Below are 13,687 nucleotides of genomic sequence, written 5' to 3' on the forward strand. Positions count from 1 at the left end.
GTAAATTGCAGCATAACAGTTTATTTTATGAAAAGTTCCAATTACTTGTATTTACAGTTTGCAGATATTATTGAAAAGCAGATAAAATCTGGTCTTTTAAATGTTGGCGACAAATTGCCATCGATAAGAGAAGTGTGTGCGGAAACTGGCTATAGCATGAGTACAGTCAGCAAAGCCTATTATGAAGTCGAGAGCAGATCACTGATTGAATCGCGTCCGCAGTCTGGGTATTATGTGAGTAATGTTTCAGCCAGAGTTATTGCTGAACCTTCTGCGAGCAAGCCAATTTTAAAAGTTGAAAATATCGATCGCGAAGATTTGCTTGATTTAGTTTATGGAGATATGAGAGTGAAATATGTTACGATGCTTTCGCTTGGTTTTCCTTCAAATGAACTTTTGCCAATTGCCAAACTGAATAAAGGAATGGTTCAGGCGATGCGTCAATTGCCAAATAGTGGTACAAGTTATGAGGAAATTCAGGGAAACAGCAACCTGAGAAAAGAAATTGCGCGTTGGTCATTTAAGTGGGGCGGTTCTTTGACTGAAGATGATATTATTACAACTCCCGGCTGTATATCTGCCATTTCTGATTGTTTGTTAACGCTGACAAAACCCGGCGATACCATTATTACTGAAAGTCCGATTTATTTTGGTATTCTGCAATTGGCCAGATCTTTAGGTTTGTATGTAATGGAACTTCCAACCAATATGACAACCGGAATAGAACTGGAAGCTGTAAAAAAAACACTGAAAACCAACAAAGTAAAAGCGTGTGTTTTAATGAGCAACTTCAGTAATCCGTCTGGAAGCATGATGCCAAACGAACATAAAAAAGAAATTGTACGTTTAATGGATTTTTATAATGTACCATTAATTGAAGATGATATTCACGGCGATTTGTACTTTGGCGCAAGCCGACCTACAAACTGTAAAACCTATGACGAAAGCGGTATTGTACTTTGCTGCAGTTCGGTTTCTAAAACATTGGCGCCGGGATATCGTGTTGGCTGGGTTTCTCCCGGAAAATTTAAAAAAGAAATATTGCGAACTAAATTGTATCACACCATTTCTGCAACTACGATTACGCACGAAGTTGTTGGTAATTTCCTGAAAAATGGTCGCTATGAGAATCACCTCCGAAAAATACGCCAGATTTTAAATCGGAATTGCAATAATTATATCAATACCGTTTTGGAATCTTTTCCTACTGGAACAAAAGTCAGTCAGCCTCAAGGCGGTTTTTTTCTATGGGTAGAACTGGATAAAAAAATAGATACAGCGGCATTTTATCATTTGGCTATGAAACACAATATCAGCATTGCACCGGGAAGAATTTTCTCTTTTCAAGATCAATTTTCAAATTGTATGCGCTTGAGTTTCGGTCTTCCGTGGACAAATGAATTGCGTTTATCAATTCAAACTTTGGGGAATTTGCTTAAACAATATTCACTTTAAAATAAAAAAACCAGACAGCGCCACTAATTAAAACGCTGCCTGGAACAAATTGAGAAACTAAGTCAATTGCTTTTTATAAAACATAATAGGCATCTTTTTCAGCCTTTTTAGGTTCTTCATTCAACTCAAATTCTTTCAGAATATCAAATTCGCTTTGGTACTCATTCAGCATTTGCTTGATATTTTTTTCAATTGTATTCGCAATTGCTGTTACTGGAGTATCTGTAGCTCTGTTTTCGAATGGATCTTGTAAATGAATCGCCATTCTTTCAATTAAAAAGAACACTGCTCCTATTGCCGTGATTAGTGGAATTGCAAACCAGCTTAGTACACTAGTCAGTCCAAATGGTAATAACATAATAAACAACCATAGCATCAATCTTATATACATACTGTAAGTCGTTGGGAAAATGGTATTTTTAATCCTTTCACATTTACCCATTCCGTCACACAATCGTGTTACCGTATTATCAATTTCAACTTGTTGATACCTATTGAATCGCTTATCATTTTTAGCATTTCGCAAGTCGCGTCCATGGAGCATTAAAATCGCATTTGGTATGTTTTGATGATTTTTAATATATTTTATTTCTTCTTCACTCATCAAACCTTCAAGCGGTTTTACGGCATCTTTATTTCGAAGTGCTTGCCCCAAGCTATAACACCAAGCAATTTGTCTTTTTGCAAAATTTTCCTTGAACTCGCTTGCTTCAAGAGAAAAATCAGGGTCTTTGTAAAATGTCAAAACCTGACGAATCAATGTTCTGGAATCATTTACAATTCCGCCCCACACAATTCTGGCTTCCCACCACCTGTCATATGCCTGATTTGATTTAAAAGCCAACAATAATGATATAATTGTTCCAATCATTGTTGGAATTGCAATAGGAATATCTACAGGCAAATTGATGAAATAGTAATGAAAAATCTCAAATAAAATCGTGTAAGCTAATACAAGTACAATTTCTACTTTAATTTTCCCGAGAACATACTTCATTGGTATTCTTTTCTTTAATAACATATTTTCGGTTTTAAATTAAATTAATATTTTTTTAAGGTTCTAAGGAACTAAGATGCTAAGGCATTAAGATCTACGAATTAGAAAACTTAGAAGCTTAAAAATCAAGCCATCTCTTCGTACAATGAAAGAACCGGAAGTCCAAGTTTTTCATTGATGTTTTCTTTTTTCTTTTTTTTGAATTTGATTTTCTCGCCTTTTCGCGTTTCAACTAACAAATCGATTTCATATTTCGAAATTGCTTCAGATAAATACGGAGCAAGATTTTCGTAATCATCTTCAATTTTAGAAGCCTGGCTTACAATTTCATATGAGAAATTCTCATTCAAAAATTGCTGTACATCTTTTACGTGCATATTGGCTCTGCCATTTTCAATATAAAGTGCTTTTGTGAAATCTTCTTTTAAACGCTCATTTCCTAAATGCAGAATTGGACATTTTTGATTTCCGGCCAATTGAATCAAATATTGGTGAATACGTTTTGTTTCCTGTTTATAAGAATTAGTCAGAATAACTAATTTTACGGAGAAATGCTCAATAACACGTTTGAAAATTGGAGATGAAAGTCCGTATTGATTGTGTACTTTTATTTTGCAGTTTGGCGTATGTTCTACAATATATCTGCAAGTTTCCAAAACTTCTTCCTGACTGATGGTAAGTCCTGTTTTCATTTCACGCAAATAAAATGAAGAAGAAAATGAATCCGGAGTTTCGGCAACCATCAATAAAATGATTTCACAAGCCGAATCTTTGCTTTGATTTACGGCAGATTTTACTGCGCAAATTGTATCATTTTTTAAAGTAGTCGGTATAAGGATATTTTTCATAAGTATAATCTTTTAGTTTATACGTACAAAATAACTCCCTGTAAATTAGAAGGATATTAATCTTAAATTAGAATTTTCTAAGATTCAACATTAGAATTTTTAATGTTGTTTTTCTTGATTTTTGATTTGTTGAAAATAATAGTAACGATTGTTCCTTTATTTTGTTCAGACTGTACCTGAATTTCGCCATCGTGCATGCGAATGATTTTAGATGCCAAAGGAAGTCCCAAACCATATCCAATATATTTAGTTGCAATTTTTCCTCTGAAAAAAGGCTCATATAAATGCGGAATATCTTCTGGCGGAATCCCAATTCCTATGTCATTAATAGCAATTTTAATTACTTCTTTATTGGCAGAAAGTGTTACAAATACTTCATTATTATCCGAATATTTCACACCGTTTGTAATAATATTGTTGATTGCCAATTCTAAAAGTGGTTTATTGCACGGAATTAAAAGTAAATTAGAATCTTCTGGCGCAAAATTAAGTTTGATGCTTACGCGGTTGTCTGGGAAAATTTTATCCAAATCCGATTTTACTTCCATCAATAACTCATCAATTCTGGCAATATCCAGAACCTGTTTTTTTCCGTCGTAGCCAGTTTGTGTAAGTTTTAATAAACTTTCGGTCAAATTTCCTAATCTCGAAGCTTGACTGTAAATATTTTCAAGAGACTGAATATATTCTGAAACTTCTCTTTCTTTCAAAAGCATAATTTCCGCCTCAGCAATAATAGTCGTAATCGGGGTTTTTAATTCGTGTGAAGCATTATTTATGAAATTGGCCTGAATTTCAAACGAAGTTTCAAGTCTATCGAGCATATCATTAAAAGTATGTGTCAGATCTGAAATTTCATCTGAATTTTTGACCTCAGGCAATCTGTTATGAAGATTTGACGCACTGATTCGGTTTACTTCTTTTGTAATTCTCGCTACAGGATCAATAACTCTTTTTGCTAAAAAACGTCCTAAAAAGAAAGCCAGAAGCACAAATCCGATACCGCCAAAAAGTAAAATTTTTATAATATAAATACTTGTTGTTTTTCCTCTTCGATCTCTTGCACCAATAATAACAATATATTTTTGATTGCTTTCTGTAAAAATCTGACCTAAATAATACTTGCTGTTGACTTCAAAATAATCTTTTCCGGTATTTAGAATGTTGGTATAAAACTCGTTGGGTAAATTTAGTTTTGTATTGTAATCAAAACTATTGGCACTGTTTATTTTAAGAACATATTCTTCTTCTTCGATAAGTTCTTCCAGTCCATTTTTTTTTAGATTGCTGTAGTATTTTATTTTTTCGGGATCTTTTTGAAAATGAATCGAAGCTACAATTTTAGCACGGTCTTCCAATCTTTTTAAAAAGTGATATCGGTTATTTTCTCTAAATAAAACAAAAACTATAATACATAACAATAACGTACTAAAGGTCGATAAAGCTACATAATTGAACGTAATTTTTTTTCTTATATCCATTTTATAGCTGTATAACATAACCTAAACCTTTCATAGTGTGAATCAGTTTGGTTTTATAAGGTTTATCAATTTTCTTTCGTAAATAATTGATATAAACATCTACAACATTTGTGTTCATATCAAAATTAATATCCCAGACATTATCTAGAATTTGATCACGAGAAACAATTCTGCCGGCATTTCTGGCTAAATAATACAATAATTTAAACTCTTTAGCGGTCAAAACAATTGCTTCTCCATCTCTTTTTACAGATTTGGCTTTTCCGTCAATTTCTAAATCACCAATTATGATTTTATCGATTCTTTCTGTATCCTGATTTGCTCTTCTATGCAAAGCATTTACTCGGGCATCGAGTTCACCAAATTTAAAAGGCTTTACAAGATAATCATCTGCACCTGCATTTAGTCCTGTAACAATGTTTTCTGAAGTTCCTAAGGCCGTCAAAAGCAAAATTGGTACAAAATTTTTGCTGGCACGAAGTCTTCTGCAAATTTCGATTCCGTTAATATCCGGAAGCATTACATCTAAAACGATAACATCGAAATGGTAATTGTGAATCATTTCGATAGCCGTTTTTCCATCGAGTGCCACACTTACTTCGTTATTGTTTTCCGCAAATCCTTTTCGTAAAATCGATAAAAGATTTGGTTCGTCTTCGACTATTAGTAACTTCATTTAAATTTGGATATACAACAAAAATAGGGATTGACATTAAAAATGTAAATCAGAATAGTTAAAAATTATGATTTAATTATGAACAATAACTATTTACATTTAAAAACAAGAGTTTAAAACGATTAGAAAGTTTCGCCTGCATTCAAATAAAAACCTTTTGAATTATTTCCCCAGGCATAATCTGCGATAAGATTGGTTCTTGTTGCTTTGTCAATTAAAATTCGAAGCCCAAAGCCAAAAGCCGGCTGTACATATTCAAAAAGCTTAGTATTGGTTTCTGGATTACTTGTGGTAACGAAATTTGTAAAAACGGTACCGCTCAACATTTGGTTACAAGTAATTGGAAACCTAAATTCGGTTGCCAGATAAACTAAATTTGTTCCTCTAAATAATCCTTGTGTATAGCCCTCCCCGCTTCGGCTGCGTTGATCCCAACCAATTGCAGGTAAATTTAAATAAGGTACTTTTCCTTTCGTGACAAATTGCCCATAAGTCCAAAGTGCCAAAATATACCTTTTATCTTTTTGTGAAACCGGAATAAAATTTCGATATTCAGCATACAAAACATTACTTACTTCCTGATTATCAAACAAAACTGGATTAAAACGGTAATTGATATTAGCAAACCATCCGTGACTTGCATTTACCTGATTGTCTCTTGAATCATAAACTAAGTTAAGACTCATTCCGTTTAAAAAATATTCTTTATCATTAAATCCGTATTGTTGGCTGTAATTATAGTGATAAGTCAAATTTCCGTTTGCAACATCAAGATCTTTATCAACAATACTGGAATACCAATCGATATTAATACCGCCACCAACATAAAAATTCGGTCGAACCTGAAAGGAAACCGACTGATGAAATTTGAAATAATTATAATCCATTGGCTCTGCAATAGAATCAATACTGAAGCCGGGTTCCTGATTTCGCCGAGGCGGAATAATATTAGTTCCTAAACCGTAATTTGGTTGTGAAAATATGTATAATCGATAATCGCCACTTAAAAATATATTGTTGTTCTTGAGCAAAATATTGTTTTTGACATTTACCAGCCATTGTTTTTTTGTGGTATACGTTATTCCAACATTTGCGATAGAATACTTATCTGCTTTTTCTTTCCCTTTAAAAGTATATTGTGCCACCGCGCCATAAAAAAATCCCGTTGCAGGCTGAGAACCAATTGCCGGAATTATTAGAAAAAAACTATTTTTTATGGGCTTTACAACATAAACAGAATCCTTTTTTTTGAAGATTTCTAATATTGTTTTAGGAGGACAAATCTTTGAGCTGTCAATTTCGGTTTGGGCATTCAAATTAAATTGAATAAAAAAGAGCAACCATAAGATTTTAAATTTATGCTGAAAATAATTATTTTTTAAAAATTTTACCATGTGAAAGTTTTAATTTTTTGAAGCAATAATCAATTCACATGTAAATATATAGCTTATTTTCAATATTTTAAGATAACATCTCAACAAAATTGAAATAAAAAAAAGCCGTCAGATAAATGACGGCTCGCGATAATAATTTTTATAAGAAATCTATTTTGTGATAAATTTTGGATGGATCAAATTTTCTAGCGAATAGATTTCATCCCACTTTTCCTGAGTAATTAGCTTTCTTTCTAAAACAGCAATCTGATGTACACTTTTATTTGTTTTTAAAGCTTCTCCGGCAATACTAGCACTTTCTTCATAGCCTATAATTGGGTTTAATTGCGTTACTATTCCAATACTGTTCATTACCATATTATAGCAATGATCCACATTTGCTGTAATACCGTTTATACATTTATCAATTAAAGTTTGAATCGCATTTGAAAGATAATCCAACGAAGTAAACATTGCAAAAGCAATAACCGGTTCCATAACATTCAATTGTAATTGTCCCGCTTCTGCCGCCATTGTAACCGTTAAATCCTGACCAATTACATAAAAACAAGTTTGATTTACAACTTCCGGAATTACCGGATTCACTTTCCCTGGCATAATAGACGAACCTGGCTGGCGTGCAGGAAGATTAATTTCGTTTAATCCTGTTCTTGGACCAGAGCTTAACAATCTTAAGTCGTTACAAATTTTTGAAATCTTAACCGCCGAACGTTTTAAAGTTCCCATAATTTGAACATAAGCGCCTGTATCAACTGTAGCTTCAATTAAATCAGGTGAAAGCGTTAACGGAATTCCGACTTCCTCAGCCAAATATTTTACACAGATTTCAGGATAACCTTCCGGAGCATTTACTTTTGTTCCAATGGCTGTTGCGCCCATATTGATTTCTAACAATAATTCCTGAGCATTTTTCAAACGTTGAATATCTTCTCCAATTGTCGTTGCATAAGCTTTAAATTCCTGTCCTAAAGTCATCGGAACAGCATCTTGCAACTGCGTTCTTCCCATTTTTAAAACTTCTTTGAACTCCACGCCTTTTTTGGCAAAAGCAACTTCTAAACCTGCTAAAGTTTTAATAAAGCTTTCCATTTTTAAATACAAAGCAATTCTGAATGCTGATGGATAAGCATCATTTGTTGACTGCGAACAGTTTACATGATTGTTTGGATGAAGAAAATTGTATTCGCCTTTTTTGTGACCAAGATATTCCAATCCGATATTTGCAATAACTTCATTGGCATTCATATTTACAGAAGTTCCTGCTCCGCCCTGAATTAAATCGCTTACAAATTCTCTATCAAATTTACCCGAAATAACCTGATCACTCCCATAGCAAATCGCTTCGGCAATTTTAGGATCAATTGCATTGCAATCTTTGTTTGCCAATGCCGCAGCTTTTTTTACATATCCTAATGCTTTTATAAATAATGGTTCTTTTGAGATTGGAATTCCGGTAATATTGAAGTTTTCTACCGCTCTAAAAGTCTGAATTCCATAATATAAATGATTGGGAATTTCTAATTCTCCTAAAAAATCATGCTCTTTTCTTGTTGATTCCATATAATAAATCGATATGTTTTAGCTTAAAAAAATATGTGTAAAGCTACATTATTTTTACTCGAAAGCAGATAGGTTTTTAAATGTTTTATGATTTAGACCGAATATTTTGCCACAAATTATTACCTTTTCAGCCTCAAATAATTATCGGAATAAACTTGAAAAAAGAAAGCGAATATTTTCTTGACAAAGAATACAATACTATTATTTACGCCAAAGATGACTTAAATTTTAAGGATTTTGAATGCTGCGTTTTTAATAATTGCAATTTTTCTGCCTGTGCTTTTTTAGCTGTTACTTTTATAGATTGCGTTTTTAACGACTGTATTTTTAGTGAAGCCAAGATTAATTATGTGGCGTTTCGAACTGTTACATTTAATAATTGCGAAATTATAGAAGTGAATTTTGCCATGTGTGACAAACTGATTTTTGAAGTTCGCTTTAATGAGTGCATTTTGGATTTTTCGAAATTTTACACTTTAAAATTAAAAGGAACATTTTTCACCAATTGTAGTTTGATAGCCGTAGATTTTATGGCAACAGATCTTACGAATGTGGTTTTCTACAATTGTGATTTATACCGCTCAGAATTCGACAAAGCCATCGCCAACAAAACCGATTTTAAAACGAGTTATAATTATACTATTGATCCATCAAAAACTAAATTGAAGAAGGCTGTTTTTTCTTTGAATGAAGTGAAAGGTCTATTATTTAAGCATGATGTGGTTGTGAGTTCGTAGAATAAAAAAAGCCAGTTTACAAAACTGGCTGTTGTTATATTTTTATTTCGAATACTATCCTACTATTACATCGTTTTTCATGACAACTAATTTTTAATTATATACAATATTACAGATAAATAATACAATCCGCAATTTATGAATGTTAAATATTATGCAACTCCCAAATCATCTCCCGATTTGAATTTCTTTGTTGTAATGGCATCTTTAGAATAAAAATCTTTCACAAAAATATCTGTAAAACCAGACAATGAATGCTTTGCAATAACTGTAAGTCTTATATAAGATGAAGGATTACTCCAATTTCCTTCGATATCTTCCACAGTTCGTACTCTCATTGCATGCAAACTATTATTATCACTTTTTCGTTTGCCTGGTATGTAAGAAATGAAATTATCTATTAAAAGAATATCTTTTCCTTGAATATTCATTCCTCCAACACCTCCAACTTGCTTATAAAAAGTGGGTTCCACTCGAATGTCAAATATTTCAGAATTTGTTTTATTAACGAATTTAAAAAAATAATTCGTCTGTCCTTCGAAAGTAACTTTACTTATATGTGCAGAAATTTCTATTTTGACTCTTTTTCTGTTTAGGAAATACATTAAAAATAGATATGATGAAATCACACCTGTAACAATACTAATTATTATACCTAATAATACCTCTACCATTCTTTGACTAAATTAAAAAAGTAAAATTAGAATATTTTTAACAAGATAAAAATTACTTTTAAATATTTTTCCCCATCACATAATCCTCCATTAAATACCCATTCCCAATTGCTATATCAACCGTTTCTTTAATCTCAAAACCGAGTTTTTTATAGAAATTTAAAGCCGTATTAAATCGGTTTACATTTAACAAAAGTTCTCTTGAATGGTTTTCTGAAGCCATTTTTGCAATTTCTTCAAACACTATTTTGCCGTAACCTTTGCCCTGAGTTTCTGGCAAAAGATAAATTTTATGAATTTTGGTAATCGCTTCATTTTTATAATTGTGTTCAATTCCGATAAATCCAATTACAGATTCTAAATCTGAAATAAGGTAAAACAATTGTTCTTTATTCTGAATTTGTTTGGAAAGCGCTTCATCAGAATAAATCAGATCTAACATATAATGTAATTGTTCTGAAGTCAAAATTTCGCCATACGTTATTGGCCAGGTTATATGTGCAATTTCCTGAATTTTAGCAATATCTTCAACAAATGCTTCGGTAATCTTAATCATATTTATTTTTTAAAAACTTGATTTTCTTGTTCGCTTACGCGGATGAAAGTCGTTCGTTTAGTCAATTCTTTTAATCTTGAAGCTCCTACATAAGTGCAAGTGCTTCTTATTCCGCCTAAAATATCTAAAACCGTATGAATTACATCGCCTTTAAAAGGAACCTGAACTGTTTTTCCTTCACTAGCTCGGTATTCTGCAACACCTCCGGAATGTTTGTCCATTGCTGTTTTAGAACTCATTCCGTAAAACTGCTTGAATTTTTCGCCTTTTACTTCGATTAGTTCACCACCACTTTCTGTGTGACCTGCAAGCATTCCCCCCAACATTACAAAATCGGCTCCAGCTCCAAAAGCTTTTGCGACATCTCCCGGAGTTGTACAACCTCCATCGCTGATAATATGTCCACCCAAACCGTGTGCTGCATCAGCGCATTCTATAATTGCAGATAATTGCGGATAACCAACGCCAGTTTTAACACGCGTCGTACATACAGAACCCGGCCCAATTCCAACTTTTACGATATCAGCGCCAGCTAATAAAAGTTCTTCCGTCATTTCTCCTGTAACTACATTTCCGGCTATGATGATTTTATCTGGATATTGTTTTCGGGTTTTCTTTAAAAACTGAACGAAATGCTCTGAGTAACCATTTGCAACATCAATACAGATAAATTTCAGTAAAAGATTTGCATCTATTATTTTTCCAATCTTTTCAAAATCTTCTTTTCCTGTTCCTGTACTAACTGCTATATAATCATAAAAATCTGGAGTGACGTTTTGAAGAAAACTATTCCATTCTTCTAAAGTGTAATGTTTATGAATGGCTGTAAAAAGCTTTTCTTTTGCCAAAACCTTTGCGATTTCAAAAGTTCCGACCGTATCCATATTGGCAGCCATAATTGGAATTCCTGTCCAAGATGTTGTGCTGTGCAAAAATTTAAAATTCTGCTCTAACGAAACTTCCGATCTGCTTTTTAGCGTTGATCTTTTTGGTCTAAACATTACATCTTTAAACCCAAGCTTTAGGTCCATTTCTATTCTCATAGTTCGAGATTTTGGTTACTCTCAAATGTAAGAATTTCTGATTTTAGATTTCAGATATTAGATTAACAAAAACTTGAACTTTTGAACAATTAGACTATTTAGTTTGCTTTCGCGAAAGCGCTATCCAAAGTAATTTTCAATCTATTTAATACACTCTTCGTGGACTTCTTCTTGGCTCATCCTGACAAACTTGAAACTTGGAACATTAAACAAAAGAAACAAAAACTTTATCCGTGAATAGTCTCTCCTTTTCCGTAATTGGTAATGATTGATTCTTCAAACTCCAACCATTCTCTCCAACGTTTTTCAACGTCAATTCCTGTTCCGTATTTACGAGCGTAAGTAATGAATGTGGTATAATGCCCAGCTTCGCTTTCCATTAATTCTCTGTAAAAAAGAGCCAATTCTTCATCTTTAATGTTTTCAGAAAGCACTTTAAAACGTTCACAGCTTCTTGCTTCTATCATTGCAGAAAATAATAATCTTTCTACAAGACCAGAAACACGGCTACCATCTCCGCTTTTTTTCATGTATTGGTATAGTTCGTTTACATAATCATCTTTACGTTCACGACCTAATTTTAGTCCTCTTTTGATAATGATATTGTGAACTTGCTCAAAATGATCAATTTCTTCTTTAGCCAAAGCCAATAGATCTTTCACTAAATCCTGATGCTCTGAATTATTAGTAATAATTGTAATCGCGTTTGTTGCTGCTTTTTGCTCGCACCAAGCGTGATCTGTCAAGATTTCTTCGATGTTTTTCTCAACGATATTTACCCATCTTGGGTCGGTTGGCAATTGTAATCTTAATACGCCCATTGTCTTTGTTTTTTTTGTTTCAGGTTTCAAGTTTAAGGTTCTTTTAGGAACGAAAAAAGTTTAAAGTTCTAAACTGTCTTTGGACAATGTAAAACTTTAAACTTGAAACTTTAAACTTGAAACTATTTCTTAATACGCAAAAATCGGTCTTTCGCTCATTAATTCGTTTACTTCTTCAGCAACTTCTTCGATAAGATCTTCGTTTGTGTGATCAGCAAGAACTTTATCGATTAAAGCTACGATAGTTTCCATATCTTTTTCAACTAAACCACGAGTTGTGATAGCAGCTGTTCCAACACGAATTCCAGAAGTGATAAATGGTGATTTATCATCAAAAGGAACCATGTTTTTGTTTACTGTAATTTCAGCTTTTACTAATGCATTTTCAGCTTCTTTACCAGAAATGTTTTTATTTCTTAAGTCAATAAGCATCATGTGGTTATCAGTTCCGCCAGAGATAATGTTGTAACCTCTTTTTACGAAAGCGTCAGCCATTGCATTTGCATTTTTTTGTAATTGCATTGCATAAGTAAAGAACTCATCTTTAAGGGCTTCACCAAACGCAACTGCTTTAGCAGCAATAATGTGCATTAAAGGTCCACCTTGATTTCCTGGGAAAACAGCTAAATCTAATAATGAAGACATCATTCTGATTTCTCCTTTAGGAGTTGTTAATCCTTGTGGATTTGGGAAATCTTTCCCCATTAAGATCAAACCTCCACGTGGTCCTCTTAATGTTTTGTGCGTTGTTGTAGAAACAATATGACAATGTGGAATTGGATCATTCAATAAACCTTTTGCAATAAGACCAGCCGGGTGAGAAATATCAGCAAATAAAATTGCTCCTACGCTGTCTGCAATTTGTCTGAAACGAGCAAAATCCATATCACGAGAATAAGCCGAAGCTCCTGCGATAATCAATTTTGGTTTTTCTTTGGTTGCAATTTCCTGGATTTTATCATAATCTAAACGACCAGTTTCAGCATCTACACCATAAAATACAGGACGATATAAACGTCCAGAGAAGTTTACTGGAGAACCATGCGTCAAGTGACCACCATGAGATAAATCGAAACCTAAAATAGTATCACCAGGATTCAAACAAGCGTGATAAACAGCTGTATTTGCCTGAGAACCTGAGTGCGGTTGTACGTTTGCGTATTCAGCACCAAATAACTCTTTAGCTCTGTCAATTGCAATTTGCTCAATAACGTCAACTACTTCGCAGCCTCCGTAATATCTTTTGCCAGGATAACCCTCAGCATATTTATTCGTTAAAACAGAACCAGCTGCCTGCATTACTTCATCACTTACGAAGTTTTCAGAAGCGATAAGCTCTAGTCCATGAATTTGTCTTTCTTTTTCCTCTTGGATAAGATCAAAAATTTGTTCGTCGCGTTGCATTTTTTCGTTTTTCGTTAATTTGATGCAAAAATACAAAAAAA

At 33.2% G+C, this 13,687-nt stretch carries 13 protein-coding genes; 2 read left to right on the top strand and 11 right to left on the bottom strand.

The features are described 5' to 3' along the window. Window positions 1–27 precede the first annotated feature (27 nt). Window positions 28–1,455 carry an aminotransferase-like domain-containing protein gene (locus ACWA1B_RS06610; protein ID WP_456905267.1) on the top strand — a complete coding sequence of 476 codons (1,428 nt, stop codon included), beginning with the start codon at window positions 28–30 and terminating at the stop codon, window positions 1,453–1,455. Between the two features lie 73 nt (window positions 1,456–1,528). On the opposite strand, the gene ACWA1B_RS06615 is transcribed toward ACWA1B_RS06610, so the two are convergent. From ACWA1B_RS06615 to aspA, 6 genes are all read right to left on the bottom strand, one after another. After that, window positions 1,529–2,476 (bottom strand): bestrophin family protein, encoded by a 948-nt coding sequence (locus ACWA1B_RS06615; protein ID WP_456905269.1) that lies wholly within the window; start codon window positions 2,474–2,476, stop codon window positions 1,529–1,531. Between the two features lie 101 nt (window positions 2,477–2,577). After that, window positions 2,578–3,300: a hypothetical protein gene (locus tag ACWA1B_RS06620; protein WP_456905271.1), complete on the bottom strand. Its 723-nt coding sequence runs from the start codon at window positions 3,298–3,300 to the stop codon at window positions 2,578–2,580. A 77-nt stretch (window positions 3,301–3,377) separates the two neighbouring features. Next, window positions 3,378–4,781 carry a HAMP domain-containing sensor histidine kinase gene (locus ACWA1B_RS06625; RefSeq protein ID WP_456905273.1) on the bottom strand — a complete coding sequence of 468 codons (1,404 nt, stop codon included), beginning with the start codon at window positions 4,779–4,781 and terminating at the stop codon, window positions 3,378–3,380. A 1-nt stretch (window position 4,782) separates the two neighbouring features. After that, complete coding sequence (locus tag ACWA1B_RS06630) at window positions 4,783–5,457, bottom strand: response regulator transcription factor (protein WP_456905275.1); 675 nt, start codon at window positions 5,455–5,457, stop codon at window positions 4,783–4,785. A gap of 122 nt (window positions 5,458–5,579) precedes the next feature. Next, window positions 5,580–6,851, bottom strand: a complete 1,272-nt coding sequence (locus ACWA1B_RS06635) for a BamA/TamA family outer membrane protein (RefSeq protein WP_456905277.1) — start codon at window positions 6,849–6,851, stop codon at window positions 5,580–5,582. A gap of 150 nt (window positions 6,852–7,001) precedes the next feature. Then, window positions 7,002–8,411, bottom strand: a complete 1,410-nt coding sequence (gene aspA, locus ACWA1B_RS06640) for an aspartate ammonia-lyase (RefSeq protein ID WP_456905279.1) — start codon at window positions 8,409–8,411, stop codon at window positions 7,002–7,004. Between the two features lie 155 nt (window positions 8,412–8,566). On the opposite strand from aspA, the gene ACWA1B_RS06645 reads away from it, so the two are divergent. Further along, the gene (locus tag ACWA1B_RS06645) at window positions 8,567–9,148 is read left to right on the top strand and encodes a pentapeptide repeat-containing protein (RefSeq protein WP_456905281.1); all 582 of its coding nucleotides are present in this window, start codon (window positions 8,567–8,569) and stop codon (window positions 9,146–9,148) included. Between the two features lie 152 nt (window positions 9,149–9,300). Here ACWA1B_RS06645 and ACWA1B_RS06650 read toward each other — a convergent pair whose 3' ends face one another. From ACWA1B_RS06650 to glyA, 5 genes are all read right to left on the bottom strand, one after another. Then, entirely contained in the window at window positions 9,301–9,822 is a 522-nt protein-coding gene (locus tag ACWA1B_RS06650; protein ID WP_456905283.1) for a hypothetical protein, read from the bottom strand. Window positions 9,823–9,880: 58 nt separating this feature from the next. Beyond that, window positions 9,881–10,378: a GNAT family N-acetyltransferase gene (locus ACWA1B_RS06655; RefSeq protein WP_456905285.1), complete on the bottom strand. Its 498-nt coding sequence runs from the start codon at window positions 10,376–10,378 to the stop codon at window positions 9,881–9,883. 2 nt (window positions 10,379–10,380) lie between these two features. Continuing rightward, window positions 10,381–11,421 carry a GMP reductase gene (locus ACWA1B_RS06660; RefSeq protein WP_456905287.1) on the bottom strand — a complete coding sequence of 347 codons (1,041 nt, stop codon included), beginning with the start codon at window positions 11,419–11,421 and terminating at the stop codon, window positions 10,381–10,383. Window positions 11,422–11,648: 227 nt separating this feature from the next. Then, a complete protein-coding gene (locus ACWA1B_RS06665) occupies window positions 11,649–12,242 on the bottom strand; it encodes a MiaE family protein (RefSeq protein ID WP_456905289.1) in 594 nt (197 codons plus the stop codon). A gap of 129 nt (window positions 12,243–12,371) precedes the next feature. After that, window positions 12,372–13,646 carry a serine hydroxymethyltransferase gene (glyA, locus tag ACWA1B_RS06670; protein WP_456905291.1) on the bottom strand — a complete coding sequence of 425 codons (1,275 nt, stop codon included), beginning with the start codon at window positions 13,644–13,646 and terminating at the stop codon, window positions 12,372–12,374. Window positions 13,647–13,687 lie beyond the last annotated feature (41 nt).

Source organism: Flavobacterium xizangense, from assembly GCF_054075145.1.

Excerpts from the sequence above, each read along its gene's own strand:
- ACWA1B_RS06610 (WP_456905267.1), top strand. The coding sequence starts at position 28 with ATGAAAAGTTCCAATTACTTGTATTTACAGTTTGCAGATATTATTGAA.
- aspA (WP_456905279.1), bottom strand. The coding sequence starts at position 8,411 with ATGGAATCAACAAGAAAAGAGCATGATTTTTTAGGAGAATTAGAAATT.
- ACWA1B_RS06650 (WP_456905283.1), bottom strand. The coding sequence starts at position 9,822 with ATGGTAGAGGTATTATTAGGTATAATAATTAGTATTGTTACAGGTGTG.
- ACWA1B_RS06625 (WP_456905273.1), bottom strand. The coding sequence starts at position 4,781 with ATGGATATAAGAAAAAAAATTACGTTCAATTATGTAGCTTTATCGACC.
- ACWA1B_RS06635 (WP_456905277.1), bottom strand. The coding sequence starts at position 6,851 with ATGGTAAAATTTTTAAAAAATAATTATTTTCAGCATAAATTTAAAATC.
- ACWA1B_RS06655 (WP_456905285.1), bottom strand. The coding sequence starts at position 10,378 with ATGATTAAGATTACCGAAGCATTTGTTGAAGATATTGCTAAAATTCAG.
- ACWA1B_RS06615 (WP_456905269.1), bottom strand. The coding sequence starts at position 2,476 with ATGTTATTAAAGAAAAGAATACCAATGAAGTATGTTCTCGGGAAAATT.
- ACWA1B_RS06620 (WP_456905271.1), bottom strand. The coding sequence starts at position 3,300 with ATGAAAAATATCCTTATACCGACTACTTTAAAAAATGATACAATTTGC.
- ACWA1B_RS06630 (WP_456905275.1), bottom strand. The coding sequence starts at position 5,457 with ATGAAGTTACTAATAGTCGAAGACGAACCAAATCTTTTATCGATTTTA.
- ACWA1B_RS06665 (WP_456905289.1), bottom strand. The coding sequence starts at position 12,242 with ATGGGCGTATTAAGATTACAATTGCCAACCGACCCAAGATGGGTAAAT.
- ACWA1B_RS06660 (WP_456905287.1), bottom strand. The coding sequence starts at position 11,421 with ATGAGAATAGAAATGGACCTAAAGCTTGGGTTTAAAGATGTAATGTTT.
- glyA (WP_456905291.1), bottom strand. The coding sequence starts at position 13,646 with ATGCAACGCGACGAACAAATTTTTGATCTTATCCAAGAGGAAAAAGAA.